At 69.2% G+C, this 20,894-nt stretch carries 19 protein-coding genes and 1 tRNA gene; 6 read left to right on the top strand and 14 right to left on the bottom strand.

Going from position 1 to position 20,894, the window contains the following annotated elements; translation table 11 throughout:
- The first annotated feature begins 45 nt into the window (after window positions 1–45).
- A complete protein-coding gene (locus ACO2Q0_RS01050) occupies window positions 46–891 on the top strand; it encodes a class I SAM-dependent methyltransferase (protein ID WP_423349620.1) in 846 nt (281 codons plus the stop codon).
- Here ACO2Q0_RS01050 and ACO2Q0_RS01055 read toward each other — a convergent pair.
- Complete coding sequence (locus tag ACO2Q0_RS01055; protein WP_423349621.1) at window positions 888–1,895, bottom strand: LLM class flavin-dependent oxidoreductase; 1,008 nt, start codon at window positions 1,893–1,895, stop codon at window positions 888–890. The two genes, ACO2Q0_RS01050 and ACO2Q0_RS01055, sit on opposite strands and share 4 nt — an antisense overlap.
- A 21-nt stretch (window positions 1,896–1,916) precedes the next feature.
- Complete coding sequence (locus ACO2Q0_RS01060; RefSeq protein WP_423349622.1) at window positions 1,917–3,197, bottom strand: class I SAM-dependent RNA methyltransferase; 1,281 nt, start codon at window positions 3,195–3,197, stop codon at window positions 1,917–1,919.
- 144 nt (window positions 3,198–3,341) lie between these two features.
- On the opposite strand from ACO2Q0_RS01060, the gene ACO2Q0_RS01065 reads away from it, so the two are divergent.
- Window positions 3,342–3,929 (top strand): hypothetical protein, encoded by a 588-nt coding sequence (locus ACO2Q0_RS01065; protein WP_423349623.1) that lies wholly within the window; start codon window positions 3,342–3,344, stop codon window positions 3,927–3,929.
- 48 nt (window positions 3,930–3,977) lie between these two features.
- Here ACO2Q0_RS01065 and ACO2Q0_RS01070 read toward each other — a convergent pair whose 3' ends face one another.
- From ACO2Q0_RS01070 to ACO2Q0_RS01095, 6 genes are all read right to left on the bottom strand, one after another.
- Window positions 3,978–4,703 (bottom strand): TlyA family RNA methyltransferase, encoded by a 726-nt coding sequence (locus ACO2Q0_RS01070; protein WP_423350506.1) that lies wholly within the window; start codon window positions 4,701–4,703, stop codon window positions 3,978–3,980.
- Window positions 4,700–6,460: a class I adenylate-forming enzyme family protein gene (locus ACO2Q0_RS01075; RefSeq protein ID WP_423349624.1), complete on the bottom strand. Its 1,761-nt coding sequence runs from the start codon at window positions 6,458–6,460 to the stop codon at window positions 4,700–4,702. The genes ACO2Q0_RS01070 and ACO2Q0_RS01075 overlap by 4 nt, the downstream gene beginning before the upstream one ends.
- Before the next feature lie 96 nt (window positions 6,461–6,556).
- Window positions 6,557–9,223, bottom strand: a complete 2,667-nt coding sequence (locus ACO2Q0_RS01080; RefSeq protein ID WP_423349625.1) for a valine--tRNA ligase — start codon at window positions 9,221–9,223, stop codon at window positions 6,557–6,559.
- A 107-nt stretch (window positions 9,224–9,330) separates the two neighbouring features.
- The gene (locus tag ACO2Q0_RS01085) at window positions 9,331–9,885 is read right to left on the bottom strand and encodes a DUF2497 domain-containing protein (RefSeq protein WP_423349626.1); all 555 of its coding nucleotides are present in this window, start codon (window positions 9,883–9,885) and stop codon (window positions 9,331–9,333) included.
- Window positions 9,886–10,007: 122 nt separating this feature from the next.
- The gene (locus ACO2Q0_RS01090) at window positions 10,008–11,555 is read right to left on the bottom strand and encodes a TolC family outer membrane protein (protein ID WP_423349627.1); all 1,548 of its coding nucleotides are present in this window, start codon (window positions 11,553–11,555) and stop codon (window positions 10,008–10,010) included.
- Window positions 11,556–11,688: 133 nt separating this feature from the next.
- On the bottom strand, window positions 11,689–12,255 hold the full coding sequence (locus tag ACO2Q0_RS01095; protein ID WP_423349628.1) for a protein-L-isoaspartate O-methyltransferase family protein: 567 nt from the start codon (window positions 12,253–12,255) through the stop codon (window positions 11,689–11,691).
- Window positions 12,256–12,410: 155 nt separating this feature from the next.
- Between ACO2Q0_RS01095 and ACO2Q0_RS01100 the strand changes: the two genes are divergently transcribed.
- A tRNA-Cys gene (locus ACO2Q0_RS01100) sits at window positions 12,411–12,484 on the top strand.
- Here ACO2Q0_RS01100 and ACO2Q0_RS01105 read toward each other — a convergent pair.
- Both ACO2Q0_RS01105 and ACO2Q0_RS01110 read right to left on the bottom strand, forming a co-directional pair.
- Window positions 12,474–12,947 (bottom strand): NUDIX domain-containing protein, encoded by a 474-nt coding sequence (locus ACO2Q0_RS01105; RefSeq protein WP_423349629.1) that lies wholly within the window; start codon window positions 12,945–12,947, stop codon window positions 12,474–12,476. The two genes, ACO2Q0_RS01100 and ACO2Q0_RS01105, sit on opposite strands and share 11 nt — an antisense overlap.
- Window positions 12,947–15,034 carry a prolyl oligopeptidase family serine peptidase gene (locus tag ACO2Q0_RS01110; RefSeq protein WP_423349630.1) on the bottom strand — a complete coding sequence of 696 codons (2,088 nt, stop codon included), beginning with the start codon at window positions 15,032–15,034 and terminating at the stop codon, window positions 12,947–12,949. The genes ACO2Q0_RS01105 and ACO2Q0_RS01110 overlap by 1 nt, the downstream gene beginning before the upstream one ends.
- Before the next feature lie 145 nt (window positions 15,035–15,179).
- Between ACO2Q0_RS01110 and ACO2Q0_RS01115 the strand changes: the two genes are divergently transcribed.
- On the top strand, window positions 15,180–16,547 hold the full coding sequence (locus tag ACO2Q0_RS01115) for a hypothetical protein (protein ID WP_423349631.1): 1,368 nt from the start codon (window positions 15,180–15,182) through the stop codon (window positions 16,545–16,547).
- Here the strand turns inward: ACO2Q0_RS01115 and ACO2Q0_RS01120 are convergent.
- Together ACO2Q0_RS01120 and ACO2Q0_RS01125 are read right to left on the bottom strand one after the other, a co-directional pair.
- Window positions 16,544–16,690 (bottom strand): hypothetical protein, encoded by a 147-nt coding sequence (locus ACO2Q0_RS01120; RefSeq protein WP_423349632.1) that lies wholly within the window; start codon window positions 16,688–16,690, stop codon window positions 16,544–16,546. The genes ACO2Q0_RS01115 and ACO2Q0_RS01120 overlap by 4 nt on opposite strands.
- Window positions 16,691–16,730: 40 nt before the next feature.
- Entirely contained in the window at window positions 16,731–17,714 is a 984-nt protein-coding gene (locus tag ACO2Q0_RS01125; protein WP_423349633.1) for a WYL domain-containing protein, read from the bottom strand.
- A 73-nt stretch (window positions 17,715–17,787) separates the two neighbouring features.
- On the opposite strand from ACO2Q0_RS01125, the gene ACO2Q0_RS01130 reads away from it, so the two are divergent.
- Window positions 17,788–18,081 (top strand): hypothetical protein, encoded by a 294-nt coding sequence (locus ACO2Q0_RS01130; protein WP_423349634.1) that lies wholly within the window; start codon window positions 17,788–17,790, stop codon window positions 18,079–18,081.
- Here the strand turns inward: ACO2Q0_RS01130 and ACO2Q0_RS01135 are convergent.
- Both ACO2Q0_RS01135 and ACO2Q0_RS01140 read right to left on the bottom strand, forming a co-directional pair.
- Window positions 18,078–18,434, bottom strand: coding sequence for a DUF6285 domain-containing protein (locus ACO2Q0_RS01135; RefSeq protein WP_423349635.1), 357 nt, complete (start codon window positions 18,432–18,434; stop codon window positions 18,078–18,080). The genes ACO2Q0_RS01130 and ACO2Q0_RS01135 overlap by 4 nt on opposite strands.
- Window positions 18,431–19,426: a phosphotransferase family protein gene (locus tag ACO2Q0_RS01140; protein ID WP_423349636.1), complete on the bottom strand. Its 996-nt coding sequence runs from the start codon at window positions 19,424–19,426 to the stop codon at window positions 18,431–18,433. The genes ACO2Q0_RS01135 and ACO2Q0_RS01140 overlap by 4 nt, the downstream gene beginning before the upstream one ends.
- Window positions 19,427–19,555: 129 nt before the next feature.
- Between ACO2Q0_RS01140 and ACO2Q0_RS01145 the strand changes: the two genes are divergently transcribed.
- Window positions 19,556–20,893 (top strand): acyl-CoA dehydrogenase family protein, encoded by a 1,338-nt coding sequence (locus ACO2Q0_RS01145; protein WP_423349637.1) that lies wholly within the window; start codon window positions 19,556–19,558, stop codon window positions 20,891–20,893.
- Window position 20,894 lies beyond the last annotated feature (1 nt).

Consider the following 20,894-nt stretch of genomic DNA (forward strand, 5'->3'; position numbering starts at 1 on the left):
CACACTGCCTGGAACGCCTGCGCCATGCAATGCGAGGAACCCAAGATGTCCGAGACCATCCAGCCCAATCGCGACCAAGCCGCCCAGTGGAACGAGGCCAGCGGGCCCGCGTGGGTCGAGCTCCAGGCGGTGCTCGACCGCATGCTGGCGCCGTTCGTCGACGTGCTGACCGACGAAGCCTTTCCGGGCCCGGGCGGACAGGTCCTCGATATCGGCTGCGGCGCGGGCGCGACCACGCTGGCCATGGCCGGGCGCCTGGGGCCGAACGGCCGGGCGCTGGGCGTCGACATCTCGGGCCCGCTGGTGACCGCCGCCCGCGCGCGAGCCGAGGCCGAGGGCGTCGGCAACGCCGCCTTCGTAGAGGCCGACGCCCAGACCTATCCCTTCGAGGCGGAGGGCTTCGACGCCGTGATCTCCCGCTTCGGCGTCATGTTCTTCGAGGACCCGGAAGCCGCCTTCGCCAACATCCGGCGGGCGGCCCGCAGGGACGCAACGCTCGCCTTCGTCGCCTGGCGCAGTCCGGCCGACAATCCCTTCATGACCGCCGCCTGGCGCGCCGCCGCCCCGTTCCTGTCCGCGCTTCCGACGCCCGAACCGAACGCGCCGGGTCAGTTCGGCTTCGCCGACGGCGAGCGCACCGCAGGCATCCTTCGCGCCGCGGGATGGCGCGACGTGGAGGTTCGGCCGCTGGATGCGGCGGCCGTGGTGGCGGTCGAGGATCTGCGCCGGTATCTCCAGCGCATGGGACCGGTCGGCGCGGCCCTGCGGCTGGCGGACGAGGCGACGCGGACCCGTGTGACGGACGCCGTGGAGGCCGCCTACGCGCCTTTCATCGTGGACGGCGCCGCCCGCTACGTCGCCGCCTGCTGGAAGGTGACCGCCCGCGCCTAGGCGGGCTCCGCCGCCAGGCTCTTCGCCGCCTCCGCCGTGATCTCGAACGAGCGCAGGCGGGCCTGGTGGTCGTAGATCTGGGCGGTCACGATCACTTCGTCCGGTCGGTAGGTCTCGACGAACGTGCGCAACCCGTTCCGCACCGTCTCGGGTCCGCCCACGACCGCCTTGGCGAGCGCGCCCTGCTCGGCGGGCGAGATCCCGACGGCGGCGAGGCGCTGGTCCATGTCGTCGACAGGCGGCGGCAGCGGTGACGGCCTGCCGGTCCTGAGGTTCAGGAAGGCCTGCTGCAGGGACGTGAACAGCCGCCGGGCCTCGGTGTCCGTCTCGGCGGCCACCACGTTGAGGGCCAGCATCAGGTGGGGCTCGGCGAGCTGGGCCGAAGGCTTGAAGCTGGTGCGGTAGATATGGATCGCCTCCTCCATCTGCGCCGGAGCGAAGTGGGACGCGAAGGCGTAGGGCATCCCCAGGAGCGCGGCGAGTTGGGCGCCGAAGGTGCTGGAGCCCAGCATCCAGACCGGCACGTCGAGGCCTGCGCCGGGCACGGCGCGGACGAGCTGGTTCGGCTGGGCCGGCTGGAAGTAGGCCATCAGCTCGACGACGTCCTGCGGGAAACGGTCGACGTCGCCCACCAGCGTGCGGCGCAACGCCCGGGCGGTCATCTGGTCGGTGCCGGGGGCGCGACCGACGCCCAGATCGATGCGGCCTGGGTATAGGCTGGCCAGCGTGCCGAACTGCTCGGCGATCACCAGAGGTGCATGGTTGGGCAGCATGATGCCGCCGGCGCCGACGCGGATGGTGCTGGTTCCGCCCGCCACGTACCCGATGACGACCGCCGTCGCCGCCGACGCGACGCCCGGCATGTTGTGGTGCTCGGCGAGCCAGAACCGCCGGTAGCCCAGCCGCTCGGCGTGCTGCGCCAGGTCGAGGCTGTTGCGGAAGGACTGGGCGGCGTCGGAGCCTTCCAGGATCGGGGACAGGTCGAGGACCGAGAGAGGAACCATGCGCTTGAATATGGGTCCCGCTCAGCGCTGGAACACCCCCACCAATTCTATGTGCGGGGACCAGAGGAACTGATCCACGGGCATCACGGCCTCCAGCCGGAAGCCCGCATCGATGAGGGTTCGTGCATCCCGGGCGAAGGTCGCGGGATTGCAGGAGACGCCGATCACCCGCGGGACGGCGGACCGGGCGAGTTGCGCCGTCTGCTCGGCCGCGCCCGCGCGCGGCGGGTCGAACACGACGACGTCGGTCTTCTTGAGCTCCTCCGCCAGCATCGGGCGTCGCACCAGGTCCCGGGCTTCCGGCGTCACGGCATGCAGCCCCGGCAGGCTGGCCAGCACCGCGCCCAGCGCGGCCACCGCCTCGGGCGCGAAGTCGGCGGCATGGACCGGCGCGATCTCGGCGAGGCGGAAGGTGAAGGTGCCCACGCCGCAGTAGAGGTCGGCGATGCGCGTCGCGCCCGCCGCCGACTTGGCGACGAACTCGGTCATGGCCGCCTCGGCCCCGCGGGTGGCCTGCAAGAAGGCGCCCGGCGGCAGGGCGACGGTGGCGGGCCCGAGGCGCACCAGCGCACTGCGGGCCTGGTAGGCGACCTCCCCCGCCAGGGTGACGCGCGCGAAGTCCGCCTCGGCCGCGCGCTCGGCGACCTGCATGCGGGCGTCCGCCGACAGGCCGCCGCTCTTCGCCTCGACGCCGGTGATGTCGATATCGAGACCGGTGTCGGTGAGCGTCACGTGCAGGGAGGGCGCCGACTTCGGGTGCTCGAACAGCGGCGCGGCGAGGCGCTTCAGCGCCGGGATCGCCGCCTGGATCGCAGGGGCGGAGATCGGGCAGACGGCGATGTCCACCAGGTCCCACGATTTCCGGGCCTTGTAGCCCAGGCGGGCGGCCTCGCGGCTTCCGCGGCGCGCATGCAGCGTGACCCGTCGGCGCGTGCCAGGCTCGGTGGCGTAGGGCGGCAGGAACTCGGTGTCGATATGCTGGCGCGCCAGGGTCGTGCGCAGGCGCTCGACCTTCCAGGCCAGGTACGGCGCATGCGCCCAGTGTTGCAGGGCGCAGCCGCCGCAGGCGAAGAAGTGCGGGCATGGCGGCTCCACGCGCTCGGCGCTGGGCCGGAGCACCTCCAGCAGCTCGCGCCGCTCGCCGCTGCCCTGGACGCGCACGCGCTCGCCCGGGAGGACGAACGGCACGAACACCGGGCCTTCCGCAAGCCCGTCGCCCTCGCCGCCGACGGCCTGGATCTCGAGCTCGACCGGCGGGCCCGGCGGCGGCCTGGGATTGGGTCGGCGTGGACGGGGCTTCATGCGCAGGCCTTGGCGGGCGCCACGGTTAAGTCCCAATGAACGAACATGAACGACATTCTCAACATCCGTTCAGCTTGCGTAGCCCAGCTTCGGTTCCGACATGGCCAAGAGGCCTGCGCAAGATTCGAGAGAGGGATTTCCGGAATGTCCAAGCGTGTCACCATCAGGGCTGGCCTGGCCGCGGTCGCCGGCCTGATGGCCCTGGGCGCGGGTGCGGCCCAGGCCCAGCCCTACGGCTACTACGGCATGGGCTCGGGCGGGTACAGCTACGACGCCTGCAAGCGCGAGAAGACGAGCCGCGGCACGGTGGGCGCGCTGATCGGCGGCACCATCGGCGCGGTGATCGGCTCGAACGCCGCCGCCCGGGGCGTGCGCACGGAAGGTTCGCTGCTGGGCGGCGCCCTGGGCGCAGCCGTGGGCGCCGGCGTCGGCAACTCCAGCGCCGCCTGCACCTCCGGGCAGTACACCGCCCCGCCGCCCCCGCCGCCGCCGATCGAGTCCAGCTACTACGGCCCGCGCGGCGGCTACTACGACCGCGACGACTACGCCTCGTACCGGGACGACTATGCCTACGGCCGCCGCGGCGAACGCTACCGGCTGTCGGGCAACTCGCCGGACGCGGACGGCTGCACCCTGGCGGAGAGCCCGATCTACATGCCCGACGGCCGCACCCAGACCCGCTTCGTGCGCGTCTGCCGCGACAGCTCCGGCCGCTACGCCGTCGTCGACTGATTTCGTCCCAGCATCTGTCCTTCGGGCCGCCCGCCACCCGCGGGCGGCCTATTTTTTTGCCCAGAGCAGGAATTCGCGGTTGCCGTCGCCGCCGGCAATGGGGCTGTCGGCGCTCGCCTGAACCCGCCAGCCGCTGGCCGTCAGGAACCCTTTCACGCCGTCCAGCGCCGCTTCCCGCGCGGCGGCGTCGGTGACGAGACCGCCCTTCCCCACCCGTTCGGGCCCAACCTCGAACTGCGGCTTCACGAGCGCAACGAGATCTGCGCCCTCAGCCGCCAGCGCCAACGCCGCCGGCAAAGCCTTCGCCAGGCCGATGAAGCTTACATCGGTGACGATCAGGTCCGGCGGCTCCGGGATCAGGACCGCCGTAAGGTCCCGCGCGTCCACGCCTTCGAGACTCACGACCCGTGCTTCGTCCCTCAGCCTGGGATGAAGCTGCCCGTGGCCGACGTCCACGGCATAGACCCGCAGCGCGCCGCGGGTCACGCAGACCTCGGTGAAGCCGCCCGTGGACGCGCCGACGTCCAAGACGATCCGGCCTTCGACCGCCACGGGCCACAAATCCAGCGCATGCACCAGCTTCAGCGCGCCCCGGCCGACCCAGGGATGCGCCGCCTTGGCGACGAGCTCCGCACCTTCGTCCAGCAGTTCGGACGCCTTGGCCACCGGCCGGCCGTCGGCGGTGACGCCGCCGGCCTCGATCGCGGCTCGGGCCTTTGCGCGGCTCTCGAAGGCCCCGCGCTCGACCAGCAGGACGTCGGCCCGCTTCTTCAGGCGGCCGCCTCGCCCTCGAAAAGCTTCTTGAGCTCGTTCTTGAGGATCTTGCCGTTGGGATTGCGCGGCAGGGTCTCGCGCCAGAACTTGATCGCCACCGGCACCTTGAAGGCGGCCAGGCGCTCGGCGACGTGGGCCCGGAGCTCGTCCTCGCTGGCTTCGGCGCCCGGCTTGAGCGTCACCACGGCGGCCGGCTCCTCGCCCAGCGTCCGGTGCGGCACGCCAACCACGGCCGCGTCCATAATCGCGGGGTGGTCGTAGAGGACGTTCTCCACCTCGACGCAGTAGATGTTCTCGCCGCCGCGGATCAGCATGTCCTTCGCGCGGTCGATGATGAAGCAGAAGCCCTCTTCATCGATGCGCGCCAGGTCGCCCGTCCGCACCCAGCCATCGACGAAGGTGGTCGCCGTCGCCTCGGGCTTGTTCCAGTAGAGCTTGCAGTTCATCGGGCCGAACGACCACAGCTCGCCGACCTCGCCCGGCGCCAGCACGGTCTTGCCGTCGTTCGGGTCGCGGATCTGGATCTCGGCGACGGCGGCGGCGGGGCCACAGCTGTCCGGGCGGTTGACGTAGTCCTCGGCGCCGTTCGACGTAACCGTGGCGCAGGTCTCCGTCATGCCCCAGCCCTGGCCGGGCTGGGACTTCGGGAACGTCTCGCGCAGGCGCCGGACCAGCTCGGGAGCCGACGGCGCGCCGCCGTAGGAGACGCTCTCCAGCGAAGAGAGATCGAAGTCCTTGCGCGCGGGGTGCTCGATGAGCTGCCAGGCGATGGTCGGCACGCCGCCCGCCAGCATGATCTTCTCACGCTCGATCAGCTCGAAGGCGCGGATCACGTCCCACTTGTACATCATCACCAGCTTGCCGCCGGCGAACAGCGTCGGGTTCAGCACGGCGAAACAGCCGGTGACGTGGAAGAACGGCACCGAGATCAGGGCCGAGCGCTGCGGCGCGTCGGGGTCGGGCGCAGGCGGCGCCTCGCCGCGACGCAGGAACTGCCGGGCCGAGGCGGCCGCGGCCGTCATGATGTTGGTGTTGACGCCACGCTGGGTCGCGAGAGCGCCCTTCGGACGCCCGGTGGTGCCCGACGTGTAGAAGATGGTCGCGTCGTCCTCCGGGCCCACGCCGACGTCCGGCAGCGCCTGGTCAGGCAGCTTCGCCCAGTCGTTGGCGCCGCCGAGCACGCTCTCCAGCGGCGTGACGTAGGGATGCGCCACCTCTTCGTCGCCCAGTCGACTGACGTAGACGCGCACGAGCTCGGGACAATTGGCGAAATGCTCCTTCATCCGCTCGTAGCGCTCGGCGTCCATGACCGCGGCCTTGGTGCCGGAATCTGTGAGGCCGTACTCCAGCTCGGGGCCCGTCCACCAGGCGTTCAGCGGGGTGACGATCGCGCCGATCGAGGCCGCTGCGTAGAAGGCCATCACCCATTCGGGCAGGTTGCGCATGATGATGGCGACTCGGTCGCCCTTCTTCACGCCCTGGCCCTGCAGCTCGCGGGCGAAGACGGAAACCGCGCGGTAGAACGCCTCGAAGCTGACCCGCTCGTCCTCGTACACGAGGAAGATCTTTTCGCCGTGCGCCCGGCTCGCCTCCACCACCGCCCGCAGCGACGGCGGCAGGTTCTTCCACACCTTGGTGCGGACGCCGCGGATGTCGATCTCTTCCACTTCCAGCGGCGTGCCCGGCTGGGTCAGCAGGGCGTGGGCTTGCTGGATCGACATGGCGGGCCAACCGGCGGGCAGCACGGGGTCGGACATACGGCGTTTCTCCTGGCGCGCACGGGTCATGGCTGCCCATGCGTCATGCCAGGTGAACAACCATAACCCAGCGCCGGAGGCAAACCGGCGACGCTGTTACGCGACCGAAGTCAGTCGCGCGAGCGCTCCCTCGAGCTTGGCCTTGGCCGCCTCGGCGTCGGCGAGCCGCTCGCGGTTCTCCTCGACGACCTCCTCCGGCGCTCGGGCCACGAAGTCCGGATTGCTCAGCTTCTTCGAGGTCTTGTCGATTTCGGCGGCGAGGTTGGCGACCTCCTTGGACAGGCGCGCGCGCTCGGCCGCGAGGTCGATGAACTCGGCCACGGGCAGGGCCAGGGTCGCGCCCTCGACCACGTAAGGGATGGCCCCCTCGGGAGCCGCATCGACGAATCGGACCTCGGAGACGCGCAGCAGCTGCGCGACCAGGGGCGCCGAACTTTCGAGCACCTTGCGCTGAGCTTCGGTCGTCTCGACCACCAGCAGCGGCGGCCGGGCCGAGGGCGGCACATTCAGCTCGGAGCGGACGGACCGGCCCTCGGAGATGGTCTCGATGATCAGGCCGATCTCGGCGTCGGCCGCCGGATCGATGAGGCTGTCGGGCAGCTCGGGCCAGCGAGCGGTCATCAGGAAGCCCTCGTGTGCGCGCGCCGCCCCGAGGTCGGCCGTCTGGCCCCACAGCTCCTCGGTGATGAACGGCATGACCGGGTGCAGCAGGGTCAGGATCACGTCCAGGACCCACGCGGCCGTCGCCTGGGTTTCCGCCTTGGCCGCGGCGTCGTCGCCGTTCAGCAGCGGCTTGGCGAGCTCCACGTACCAGTCGCAGAAGCGGTTCCAGATGAAGCGGTAGAGCGCGTTCGCCGTCTCGTCGAAACCGCAGTCTGCCAGGGCCGCCGTCACGGCCCGGGCCGTACGAACCGTCTCGCCGACGATCCAGCGATTCAGCGGCGCCTTCACGTGGGCGGGGTCGAACCCTTCGGCCCGGGCGCACCCGTTCATCTGGCAGAAGCGCGTCGCGTTCCACAGCTTGGTGCCGAAATTCCTATACCCTTCAATGCGCTGGCGCGCCAGCTTGATGTCGCGCGCCTGGCCCGACATGGCGGTCAGGGTGAAGCGCAGGGCGTCGGCGCCGAAGTCGTCGACCAGCTCCAGGGGGTCCATGACGTTCCCCTTGGACTTCGACATCTTGGCCCCGCTGGCGTCGCGCACCAGGGCGTTGATGAACACCCGCTTGAACGGGACCTCACCCGTGAAGTGGATGCCCTGCATCATCATCCGGGCGACCCAGAAGAAGATGATGTCGAAGCCGGTGATCAGCGTGTGGGTCGGATAGAACCGCTCCAGGTCGCGGGTCTTCTCGGGCCAGCCGAGGGTCGAGAACGGCCACAGGCCCGACGAGAACCAGGTGTCGAGGACGTCCTCGTCCTGCTTCAGGTCGACGTCGCGGCCATAGACCTCTCGGGCCTCCCGCTGCGCCTCGTCCGCGGTCTCGGCGACGAAGCACTTGCCGTCCGGCCCGTACCACGCGGGGATGCGGTGGCCCCACCAGAGCTGGCGCGAGACGCACCAGGGCTGGATGTTCCGCATCCACTCGAAGTAGGTCTTCTCCCAGACCTTCGGCACGAAGACGGTGTCGCCCTCCTCCACCGCCTTGATGGCGGGTTTGGCCAGCACATCGGCGGCGACGTACCACTGGTCGGTCAGGTAGGGCTCGACGACGACCCCTGAACGGTCGCCGTGCGGGACGACGTGACGCGTCTTCTCGATGCCGCGCAGCAGGCCCAGGGCCTCGAACTCGGCGACCACCTTCTCGCGGGCCTTGAAGCGGTCGAGGCCGCGGTACTCCGGCGGGACGTTGTCGTTCAGCCGCGCGAAGTCGTCGAAGATGTTGATCATCGGCAGGTTGTGGCGCTTGCCGACGGCGAAGTCGTTGAAGTCGTGCGCCGGCGTGATCTTCACCGCGCCCGAGCCCTTCTCAGGGTCCGGGTACTCGTCCGCGATGATCGGGATCGGGCGGTTGACGATCGGCAGGCGCACGGCCTTGCCGATCAGGTGGGTGTAGCGCTCATCGCTGGGGTGCACCGCGACGGCGGTGTCGCCCAGCATCGTCTCCGGACGGGTGGTTGCGACGACGATCTCGCCGGAGCCGTCCTCCAGCGGATAGGCGAAGTGCCAGTAATGGCCGTCCACCTCGCGCTGCTCGACCTCAAGGTCGGAGATCGCGGTCTGGAAATGCGGATCCCAATTCACCAGCCGCTTGTCGCGGTAGATGAGCTTCTGCCTGTAGAGCGTGACGAACACCTTGCGGACAGCGGCGCTCAGGCCCTCGTCCAGAGTGAAGCGCTCGCGGCTCCAGTCGCAGCTCGCGCCCAGCCTACGGAGCTGGTGGACGATCGTGCCGCCCGATTCCGCCTTCCATTCCCACACCTTCTCGACGAAGGCCTCTCGGCCGAGCTCGCGCCGGCCGGCGTTGCCCTGCTGGGCGAGCTGGCGCTCCACGACCATCTGGGTGGCGATGCCGGCGTGATCGGTGCCGGGCAGCCACAGCGCCGCCTTGCCGCGCATCCGCTCGAAGCGGATCAGCACGTCCTGCAGCGTATTGTTCAGCGCGTGCCCGATGTGCAGGGAGCCTGTCACGTTCGGCGGCGGGATCACGATGGAGAACGGCTCGGCGATCGGGTCATCGATCGGCGCGAACGCGCCCGAGTTCTCCCAGGCCTCGTAGAGGCGCGGTTCGACGGTCTTGGGATCGAAGGTTTTTTCAAGCATGGCGATAAGCGGCAAAGCGCGCCCGATATGGGCGCGCCGCCGGCGTCTTACAGGGGTTGAGACCGAACGCGAAGCGGCTGGCGCAGGCCGGGCCCGCGCTATGACCGCTAGCCTACTCGGCCGCGAGCGATGCGGGAGACCTCGGCCTCCACCGACTCCTGGACGATGCGGGGCAGGTTCTCGTCCAGCCACTGCTGCAGCAGCGGCGTGAGCAACTCGCGCACCACGTCCTCGAGGGTGCGGCCTTCGCGCGGCATGGCGATGGCGGCCGAGAGCTGTCCGAACGCGGAGGCGGCGGCGGTAGCGGCGCGTTCGCTCACGAGACTGGCGACCGGGGCCGCGGCCGCGACCGCGGCGACCGGCGGCGGTTCCGGCGCTTCAGGCGGAGTGAAGACGTCGAGATCGCCGACGCTTTCCACCTTCTGGGTCAGCTCGAGCGCATCGTCGTCGTCGGCCTCCACCGCCTGCGCCGCGGGCTCGGGAGCCGGAGGCGGCGGAGCCTCGGCTTGGACGGGCTCGGGTTCAGGAGCCGGCGCGGGCGCCGGCGGAGCCTCGGCGGCGGGCGCAGCGCCTTCGGCCGGCGCCTCGTCCTCGGAGATGATCCGCCGGATGGAGGCGAGGATCTCCTCCATCGTGGGTTCCTGGGACGTCTGCTCGGACATGGACCTGCCGCCAAAGAGGAATCTTCGAAGCGCAGCCTAAGCGCACCTCGGCGATCCTGCAATTTCCGCTCGCGGAGAGGCCTGCGCTTCCCCTGGCGGGCGAGCCGCAGGCCTTTGGCGAGCTACCGCGGCGCGCCCTGGACCGGAACGGCCGGCGGCGGCTGCAGGCCGGGGGAGATCGGCGCCTCGGCCGGCTTGGCGTCGGGGGTCGGAGCCGGCCACGGCGTGAGGAAGTGATCCACGATGCCGATCGGCTCTTCCCACGGCACCCAGCCCCAGGTCATCCGCAGCTTCCGGAAGTTACGGGTCGGATCGTACTGCGGCACGGATGGGGTCAGGTTCTTCGCTTCCAGGCGTCCCATCTGGGTCAGGACGGTGGCGGCGGCCACGTATTCGTCGCGACGGGCCGTCACCTGATTGAGTTCGGCCTGACGGAGCTCCTGCTCGGCGTTCAGGACGTCGATGGTGGTGCGCAGGCCGACCTGCTGCTCCTGGCGCGTGCCTTCGGCGGCGATGCGCGCCGCCCTCACCTGCTCTTCGCTGGACGCGATGTTGGCGCGCGCGGCGATGAGCTGGCTCCAGGCGCCGGTGATGCTCTGCAGCACGCTGCGGCGGACGATCTCGGTCGTCAGCCGGTCGGTGTTGTTGCGCTCCACCGCCTGGCGGATACGGGAGCTGACCAGGCCGCCGGAGAACAGCGGAACGGTTACGTTGACCGTCGCCGTGAACTCCCGGTCGTAGAGATCGCGCTCATAGGGTTCGTCCCGCGCGCTGTTGAAGCGCAGCGAGCTCTGGGCCGAGACGTTCGGCAGACGCTCGGCACGGGCGCCGGCGACACGGGCTCGGCTGGCCTGCTCGGTGAACTGCTGGGCCCGGAGCTGCGGATTGTTCTGGTCGGCGATCGCGAACGCCTGATCCGGATCGGCCGGCATCATGTAGGCCAGCGACGGCTCGGGGGCGAGGTCGCCGGGGTTCTGGCCGACGACCTGGGCGTAGGTCGCCCGGCTGATGGCGAGCTGGGCCTGCGACTGCTGGAACAGCGCCCGGGCCTGGGCCAGACGGGCCTGCGACTGCGCCACGTCGGTACGGGTCACCTCGCCCACGTCGAAGCGGGCCTGGGATTCCTCGAGCTGCCGGGTCAGGACCTTGACGTTCTCCTCACGGATCGCGAGCGCCGCCTGGTCGCGACGCACATCGGCGTAGGACTGCACGACCTGTCCGAGGATCTGGGCCTCCAGGCGCCGCAGGTTCTCGCGACCCGCCAGGATGTCGGCCTGCGCGGCCGAGACCTGGGCGGCGACGCGGCCGCCAGTCCACAGCGGTTGCGAGAAGGTCAGGCCCGCGCCGGCGCCGTTGCCGTTCACGATCGTGGGTTCCACCGGACGCCCGAGCACGTCGCGCTGGATCGCCGCCAGCGGCGTGCGGTTCTCCTGCCAGGTGGCCGAGCCGCTCAGCGACAGCGTCGGACGCCAACCGCTCCGGGCCTGAACGTAGTTCTCGTCAAGCGCGCGCTGGGTCGCCCGCTGCGCCAGGATCGTCGGGTTGTTCTGATAGGCCAGCGCAATGGCGTCGGCGAGGGTTTCGGCGGCCGCCGGCCCCGCGACCAGCGCCCCGCCCAGGGTTGCGCTGAAGATCGCGGCCAGAAGCCGGCCACGGGCAGTCATCGACATTCGTTATCCCCGATCGTGCGAGAGACGTCGCGCCTTATATGCGGTGGTGTGCCGCCAGGGCCAAGCTGCGTCACCTTAAGCTTTTTTCACCCCTACCGTTTCGCTCCGGTTTCAGGGCCGTTTCAAGGCCTCGTCAGAAGGCGAAGCCGCGCTCGGCCTCGAAGCCGGCCAGCACCGGCGGCGTGGCGTCGAACAGCTCGCGGCGGCCGACACCGTCCTCGGCGCGGAGGTAGAGCACGGCTTTGCCCACCGGCCCGTCCCGCTCGATCACGGCCAGACGGCCCCCGAGGGCGAGCGCGGTCACCCACGCATCCGGCGCACGCGACACCGCGCCCTCGCAGATGATCAGATCGAACTCGCCGCCGGGCGCCTGCTTGAGGTCCTCGTCCAGACGCGTGACCGTAACGTCGAGAGCCTCCAGGACCGCCGCTGCGTACGGCGCGGCGATCGCGAGGGCCCGCTCGCCCGGCATGGCGCGCGCCGCTTGCAGCAGCTTGGCCACGTCGCGCGGCTTCAGCAGCCAGCGGCCCGGGGCGTACTCCACCTCGACGTCGGCATAGGCCAGATAGGCCTTGCCTTCGGGGACGAACCGCTCGCGGGGCAGCTCACGCATCGCGTCGTGCAGACGGACATCGGTGACGTCCTGGGTCCGCACCTGGCTTTCCACCATGTTCAGGCGGGCGGCGGCGAAGTCGGCCATAGAATCCCTCGGGTACGCGAGAAGGTGAGCTCAGAGCCGCGGCTTATAGGCCGACCCTTACGAAACGCAATTGCGGCGCCTCACGGCCGTTGCCCCCGACAAAGCGTTCTGGTAGCCCTCGCGCCCTCCACACGGGGCCCAACTGCCCCGCCGGCGGCCTGATGGCGGAGTGGTGACGCAGCGGACTGCAAATCCGTGCACCCGGGTTCGATTCCCGGTCAGGCCTCCAACTTTCCCAGGATGATGCGCAGCGCAGCCTCGAGAACGGGCCGCTGGCCCTTGTGCAGCTTCCAACGCGCGGTCTCGGCGTCGAACCACCCTGCCCGGTCCACTTCCGGGAAGCTGGCGCGGCGGCCGGACCTGGGCGGCCACTCCATCTCGAAGGTGTTGCTGCGGATCCCCGAAACGTCGATCTCGGCTTCGACGAGCCAGGCGTGGATCACCTTCCCGCCGGGCGTCTTCACGGCGGGCAGTTCGACCGCCTGCCCGACCATCGGCGCGCCCAGCTCCTCCTCGAACTCGCGGCGGGCGGCGGTCCAGCCGTCCTCCTCGGGCTCTACCAGACCCTTGGGGATCGACCAGGCGGCCTCGTCCTTGTTCGCCCAGAAGGGGCCGCCAGGGTGGACCAGCAGGAACTCAGGCCCCTCAGCGCCGGCGCGCCACGCGAGCACTCCGGCGCTGATCTCGGGCATCAGTCCATCAGCCGCTGCATCAGGTAGGTGTATTCCAGCGCCTGGCGCAGGGCCCGCTCGTTGAGATTGGCGGCGGCCGCGTGACCGCCGTCGATGTTCTCGTAATACAGGTAGTCGTAGCCGTACTCCTTGAGCCGCGCGGCCGCCTTGCGAGCGTGAGCCGGGTGCACGCGGTCGTCCTTGGTGGAGGTCTCGAGGAACACCAGCGGGTACTTCTGGCCGGGCTTCAGGTTCTGATACGGCGAATAGCTCTCCAGCATCGTCCGCTCGGCCGGGATCGCCGGATCGCCATACTCGCCGACCCACGACGCGCCGGCGCCGATGTGCGTGTAGCCGATCATGTCGAACAGCGGCACCTGGATGACGACGGCGTTGTAGAGGTCGGGCCGCTTCGTCAGGGCCACGCCCATCAGAAGGCCCCCGTTGGAGCCGCCCATGATGCCGAGACGGCGCGGGGTGGTGATCTTGCGGCGGATCAGGTCCTCGGAGACGGCGAAGAAGTCGTCATAGACCCGCATGCGGTTCAGCTTTAGCCCGGCGTTGTGCCAGCGCGGGCCGAACTCGCCGCCGCCGCGGATGTTGGCGATCACGTAGACGCCGCCCTTCTCCAGCCACAGCTTGCCGACCGTCTGGGCGTAGGCCGGCGTCTGGCTCACCTGGAAGCCGCCGTAGGCGTAGAGCAGCGTCGGGTTCGAACCGTCGAGCTTCAGGTCCTTCTTCGAGACCACGAAATACGGAACCTTGGTTCCGTCCTTCGAGGTCGCCCAGAACTGGTCCACCTTCATGCCGGAGGCGTCGAAGCGCTCGGGCATGACGGCGAGGCGCTCCGGCGCGCCCGTCGCGGCGTCGGCGAGCCATTGGCTGGAAGGCGTCAGGAAGCTGGTGACGTTCAGGATCAGCCGGTCGTCACGGTCCGACGCCGAGCTGACGCCGATGCTGGAATCCTTCGGCAGGTCGAGCTTGGTCGACGTCCAGCCGTCGCCCTTGCGCGCGAAGCTCAGCACCTGGCCCTTCACGTTGTCATAAAGCGCGACCACCAAGCGATTCTTCGTCGTCGCCACCTGCTCGACGGCCTGGCTCTGCGTGGGCCGGAGGACCAGCGAACCGGCGAGCGCCGTAGGCTTGGCCTTCACCGCCGCGAGGTCGAAGTCGACGAGGTCTCCCTCCTTGAAGCCGCCGGCGGGCCAGTCCTGCTCGAGGCTGACGATGAGGCGCCCGGCCACATAGCCCTGGATGGTCGACTTGGTCGGCAGGTCCAGCTTCACGGCCCCCTGAGGCGTGAGCAGGTGATACTCGCTGTTGAAGAAATCGAGGCCGCGGGCCGCCAGTACCGCGGCCACCCGGCCGTCCGCTTCGCGCAGGACGATCGGCGAGACCGAGACGTCCGCCTTCTGACCGCGGAAGACCTCCTGCGCCTGGCCAAGTTGCTGACCACGCTTCAGGGTCTTGAGAATGTACGGATAGCTCGAGGCGGTGAGGTCGCCGGGCGTCCACTCCGTGGCCACGACCAGGGTGTCCCGGTCGATCCAGGCGTAGTTGGCTTTCGCCTCGGGGAGGTGGAAGCCGCCCTCGACGAACTTGCCGGCGACGGAGTCGAACTCCCGCACGACGGCCGCGTCCTTGCCCCCGTTCGACAGCTCGACGAGGCAGAGCCGCTCCTCGGGCGGCAGGCAGGTGGCGCTATGCCAGACCCAGTTGGCGTTCTCGGCCCTCGCCAGCGCGTCGAGGTCGAGGATGGTCCGCCACTCCGGCTTGCCTGACCCATAGCTGTCGATGCTGGTCCGCCGCCAGATTCCACGGACATGGTCGGCGTCCTGCCAGAAGTCCCAGAGCTCGCCTTCCGCTCCGAAATGGACGCTCGGAATACGATCCTTGGCCGTCGCGATCTTCAGGGCGTCCGCGTAGAGGCCGGCGTAGCGTGGATCGTTCTGCAGCTTGGGCAGCGACCGGGCGTTCTCGGCCTTGGCCCATTCCAGGGCGCGCGTACCCTCGATCTCCTCCATCCAAGCGTAGGGATCGTTGTCGGCGGGCGCGGCCCCCATAAGGAAAACTCCGGCGAAAAGCGTGGCGAGCAGGCGCGACTTCATGTGGCGAAACCCCAACTTGAGCGGTCGATAGTCCCTGCCGCGGACGGAACCTCAAGGTATTTCGTCGTTCGACGAACGCGCGCGCCTGGGTTGTTATCAGGTACAGTTCGTGCTGAGGTACACATGGAAACCGGGGGGTTTTGCCATGAAATCGACAGTACTCGCCGCGTGCGTGGCGTTGGCCACCAGCGGCTGCGCGGCCATCAACGGGGCCCGTCTCGACAGCGCCGGCGTGCCCGTGAAGAGCGAAGACGGGTTCCAGTCCGTCGACCTGGCGCTGGCGCTCAACCCTCTCAACCACGACGGCGCGAGCGAGCAGGTAAGAACGTGCATCGAGAACGGCGGCGTGGCGACGCAGTGCAAGGGACTCGCGCGGCTCGACAGCAGTTCCCTCGGCGTGACCAACCGGCGTGTCGATGTGCGCGGCGAAGCCGAAAGGGCCGAAGAGGTGGTCGAGCGACTCCGGCTCGAGACGGCCTACTATCACTTCTACAGCTCGCCCGTTCCCGGCCAGAAACTGGAGGACCGCCGCAATCGGGTGCAGCAGCGCCTGATGGGCGCTTCGGACATGAACTGCGGGATATTCACGCAGCGCGTCTACGGCATCCAGGCGAGCGGCAACTTCGCCCTGGGGTCCTTCGCTACCGCCGTGGGAGGCGCAGGCGCCATCGTCACCGATGTGAATTCGGCCCGCCTTCTTTCAGGGCTCTCGGCGATTACCTCCGGCATCCGCGCGGAAATGAACGAGGACTTCTTCCGCAAGCAGTGGATCGAGGCCCTGGTCAAGGCGATCGAGAACGAGCGCAACCGTCTGCGCGCGGCGATCGAGACGCGGACCACCAAGACGATCTCCGAGTATCCGGTGGAAGCCGCGGTTGCGGACGCCATCCGATACAACGACGCCTGCAGCCTGGTTTCGGGCCTCAAGGAAGTGAACCGGGCTGTGGCGATCGCGGACGATCCCGCGGGCTTGCGCGCCTTCCGCGAGACCTACGCCCGAGCCGGCTTCGACGCCAAGTTCAGCGCCACCGTCACGTCCTCGGACGACGAGACCAGCAACCGGCTGCGGCCCTCAACGCACGCGACGGCCAGCGTGGCGCTGGGAGAAATTGCCGGCGATGTGGCGGAGTTGCGGGTGGTCGTCTCCAAGACCAAGGCGCGGCTCGACTTGCTCGAGCTGCCGGCAGCGGACCTTGCGGCCGCCAATCAGGAAATCGACGGTCTGCTGGCCGAGATCTACAATGGGCAGACGAAGGCGTATGGCGACGATCTCAAGCCGCTGACGGACAAGTTGGCGTCCTACGCCACCGACCACGCGGCGCTTCGCGACTCGCTCGCCCAGGCGGCGGACGAGAACAAGCAGCGGCAGATCGCCGACCTGATGAATGCGAATGACTCGGCGTCGGAAATCCTGCGCCGCGCAGCGCGCTCCATCGTGAGCGATGTCCAGAGCCGGATCGTGACGGTGGCGAACAAGCGCCAGCCTTTGCCGGTCAATGCCGCCGGCAACTAACGGTCTCGCCAGATCGAGAGCGCCAGGCCTGGGCGGATGACGAACAGGCCAGCCAGCAGCACGCGTGCGACGGCGCGGCGGAGGCGCCGGCGGGGCCGAAATTCGCTTTCGAACAGGTTTGCGTAGTCGAGGGTCGCGGTCATCAGGTGTCTCCTTGCAGAGAGACCCTCGGGCGCCTATGCGTCAGTTCCGGACGTGGGCTCGGCTGGCGGCTTCGAGTTCGCCCAGCATCATCTCGTGCAAGGCCTGAGGCTCGACGATCTCGACCTTCTCGCCCCAGGTGAAGAGGTGCCAGGCGAGTTCGCGCATGCCGCTGGCGCGGAAGCGGACGAGCACCGTTCCGTCCTCCTGTGGCTCGATGGACTGGCGGGCATGAAAGCGCCAGCGCAGCGCGTCCTCGCGGCCCGGGGGCAGGATACGAAGGACCACATCGTGGATGTCGTCCTGGTAGATGCCGAAGCTCTCATCGGCATAAGCCTGCAGCGAGAAGCCTTCGGGCCGTTCCCCGGGGCGGCCGGTGACCTCCACGTCGAAGATGCGGTCCAGGCGCCAATTGCGCGGGCCCGTCTCGGCGCTCTCGGCGGCGACCAGGTAGTTCGACCGGCCGAAGAGGATGCCGTAGGGCGTAACCTCGCGCGTGCGGCCGGGGCTCGAGCCGCCCTCGTAGCGGAACCGCAGCGTGGACAGGCCCTTCAGAGCGTCGCGGATCGCCTGCAGCACCTCTTCGTCTTCAAACGGGCGCGGCCCGGCGCTGACGCCGATGGTCTCGGCCTGAAGCAGCGCCTCGAGGTCGGGGGCGAGCTTGCGGCGGGCGGCGGCGCGGGTCGCCGAGAGCACCTTGGTTTCGAGGGAGCGGAGCGCGGCCGCCCGCGCCTGTGCGCCCTGCTGCTCGAAGGCGGCTCCAGCAGCGGTGAGCGCGGCGAGCTCTTCCGCGGTCGGGGCCTGGAAGAGACCGTCGAGACCGGACGGGATGCGGAAGCGCTTGGTCGGCGGGTCGTCCACAGCCTCCAGCTGGGGAAAAACCTCCCAGATGGCGTCGCGCATGCGCTCGGCCGTGCGACGACCGACGCCGATACGCTCGGCCATCTCGTCCAGCGTCAGCCCTTCGGCCGAACTCGCCAGCAGGCGCGCCAGCTCCAGAAGCCGACCGGCTTTTTCGTGGCGCATTTCTTACGTCCGTTTTTGTCGCACCTCCGATCCATAACGGGAACATCAAGAACCGACAACACGGAGATGGTCGATGGCCTCTCAGTTCCGCGCCCGCCGCAACCGCTTCAGCCCCCGCCCCGCGAAGGCGCCTCGTCCGGCCGCGCGGTCCGCGCAGCCCTCCGGCGATCTGATCAACGGCATCCTGCGCTACCACGACGTGGTGCGCGAACAGGGGTCGGACATCGCCCTTCTGCGGGTGTCGGAAGACCGCCTGCGCGAGCCCGAGGTCCGCGCCTGGTTCGGCGAACACGCCGCGACCGCCGCCGGCGTGTCGATCCTCTACAACCAGCGCGAGGACGAGATCATCCGCGTCCTGGCCGCCTAGGCGATCTCGGGCTTGTACTTGGGCTGGTCGATGGCGAGCTGGTCGTGGGCCATGGTCCCGAGGGCTTCGAGCAGGCCCGGCGTCTCAACGGTGAGTTCGCCAGAGCGGATCTTGGCGCACAGCTCGGCATTGAGGGCCGCGAAGTCGCCCTCGTGGCCCAGCAGGCCGGCCATGGCGGCCCGGGCCCGGGCCTCGGCGGCCGGGCCTTGCGCCAGCTCCCGCTCCACCACCGACAGGACGTTGACCGCCACGCGGGCCAGGAAGGCGCTGCGCGGATCCAGGCTGGGCCGGATCTGATCGATCCAGAGAGCGACCGCCTGGACCAGTTCTTCGGTTCTGGGATGGGTGATCAAAGGCCCTGCTCCAAAAGGACGATCAGGTCGGCTTCGGTCTCGGACACGCGCCGGCCGATCATCGGCCGCTCGACCGACGTCTCGATGCCGGTCTGCCAGCTCATGTACATGGTCAGGCACATGACGCCCCAGCGGAGCGAGCCCAGCACCTGCCAGAAGCGCACGCGCTCCAAGGGAATCGCTCGCCCACCGGCCGCCTCGTAGCCGGCCAGGAGGTCGGCGTATTCACCAAAGCCGCCGACGGGCTTTTCCGGCCGCCCGAAGCGCCAGGAATTGGTGCAGATCCAGCCCATGTCCTCCGCCGGATCGCCGATGTGGGCGAGTTCCCAGTCCAGGACGGCGGCGACCCCGCTCTGCGGGTCGAACATGATGTTCCCGTTCCGGAAGTCGCCGTGCAGCAGCACCGCCTCCACCGGCTCGGGCGTGCGCTGGCGCAAGTACTGGAAGGCGAGCTCCAGGATCGGCCGCTGGGCGCCCGTGGCGCGATAGACCTCCTCGTACCGGTCGAGTTCCTGCACGGCGTCGACGGTCTTCAGGCCGAGTTCGGGCGGCGGCGGCGTGGCATGGATCCTCGCCAGCACCTCGCCGCACTGGCGGGCAAGCGTCGGGCGGACGGCGTCGAAGCCCGGGTCGGAGACAATTTTGCGCCCCAGGGTTTCACCCGGCACCGCGCCCATGATGTAGGCCTCGCCGAGGCCGTCCTCGTCGTCGCAGACGTGCAGCACCGGCGGCGCGAGGGCCCCGTTGGCGCGGGCGGCCTTGATCAGGGCGGCCTCGGTGGCGAGCGGCACGGAGCGGGCGTTGTCCGGATCGAACGGCGCCGTCCGGCGGCGCATGATCATCCGGTCCGTGGCCCGAGGCCCTTCGACCTCGAAAGCCCAGGTCTCCATGCTGGCGCCGCCCGACAGCCGGCCGGCCTGGACGACGCGCGCGCCCTTCCCTTCCAGCCGTACGGCCAGGCGATCCAGGGCCGCGCGAACATCCACTTCCATGACCCGACGGCATATCCCGATTGATCTAAGGTGACGCCGATCTGGCGGGGCCGCGGGCGGCTTGTAAATGCCTCCGCAACGTCACCCTCGCCCAGGAACCGGTAAGAGTGTCTGCGAGGGAACGCCGCCATGGACTTCGATCTGCCCCAGGATCTCGTCGACTATCTGAAGGAGCTGGACGACTTCATCGAGCGCGAGATCAAGCCGCTTCAGGCGCAGGACGACAACGAGCGCTTCTTCGACCACCGGCGCGAATACGCCCGAACCGACTTCGAGAACGGCGGCCTGCCCCGCCCTGAGTGGGAGGAGCTGCTGGCCAAGGCGCGGAAGCTGGCGGACGACGCCGGCCACTACCGCTACGCCTGGCCCAAGGAGATGGGCGGCAAGGGCGGCAGCCAGCTCGCCATGGCGGTCATCCGCGAGCACCTGGCGGCGAAAGGCCTGGGCCTCTTCAACGACCTGCAGACCGAGCACTCGATCGTCGGCAACAACCCCTTCGTGCTGATGTTCAAGGAGTTCGCCACGAACTGGCAGTACGAGCGCTACGCGGACAAGCTGCTGAACGGCCAGATGCGCACGGGCTTCGGCCTAACCGAGCCCAACCACGGCTCGGACGCCACCCACATGGAGACACGCGCGGTCCGCGAGACCCGCGACGGCAAGCCCGGCTGGCGGATCGACGGCGCCAAGATGTGGACGACCGGCATGCACGTAGCCAGCCACTGCATGGTCTTCGCGAGGACCTCGGGCAAGGACGGCGACGCCGCCGGCATCACCTGCTTCATCGTGCCGAAGGAGACGCCGGGGTTCGTGATCGAGGAGTACCTGTGGACGTTCAACATGCCCACGGACCACCCGCGGATCTCGATCACCAACTGCTGGGTTCCCGAGGACAGCTACTGGGGTGAGATCGACAAGGGCCTCGGCCTCGGCCAGTCGTTCGTCCACCAGAACCGCATCCGCCAGGCCGCCTCGTCGCTGGGCGCGGCCACGTTCTGCATCGAGGAGAGCGTGAAGTACGCCCGCGAGCGCAAGCCGTTCGGCAAGGCGCTCTCCGAGAACCAGGCGATCCAGTGGCCGCTGATCGAGCTGCACACCCAGTGCGAGATGCTGCGCCAGCTCATCCGCAAGACCGCCTGGGAAATGGACAAGATGGACCACAAGACCATCGAGAAGACGATCTCGGACAAGGTCTCCATGTGCAACTACTGGGCGAACCGGCTGGTCTGCGAAGCCGCCGACCGGGCGATGCAGGTGCACGGCGGCATCGGCTATTCACGGCACAAGCCGTTCGAGCATATCTACCGCCATCACCGCCGCTACCGCATCACCGAGGGCTCGGAGGAAATCCAGATGCGGAAGGTCGGGGCGTATCTGTTCGGCTATCTCGGCCCCCGCAAACAGATGTTCAAGGATCGCGAGAGCCAGGGCGACCAGTACGTCCAGCCGATCCCAGCGCCCCGGTAGG

It is taken from the genome of Phenylobacterium sp. VNQ135, assembly GCF_049445735.1.
In the GTDB taxonomy this organism is placed as follows: Bacteria; Pseudomonadota; Alphaproteobacteria; order Caulobacterales; family Caulobacteraceae; genus Phenylobacterium.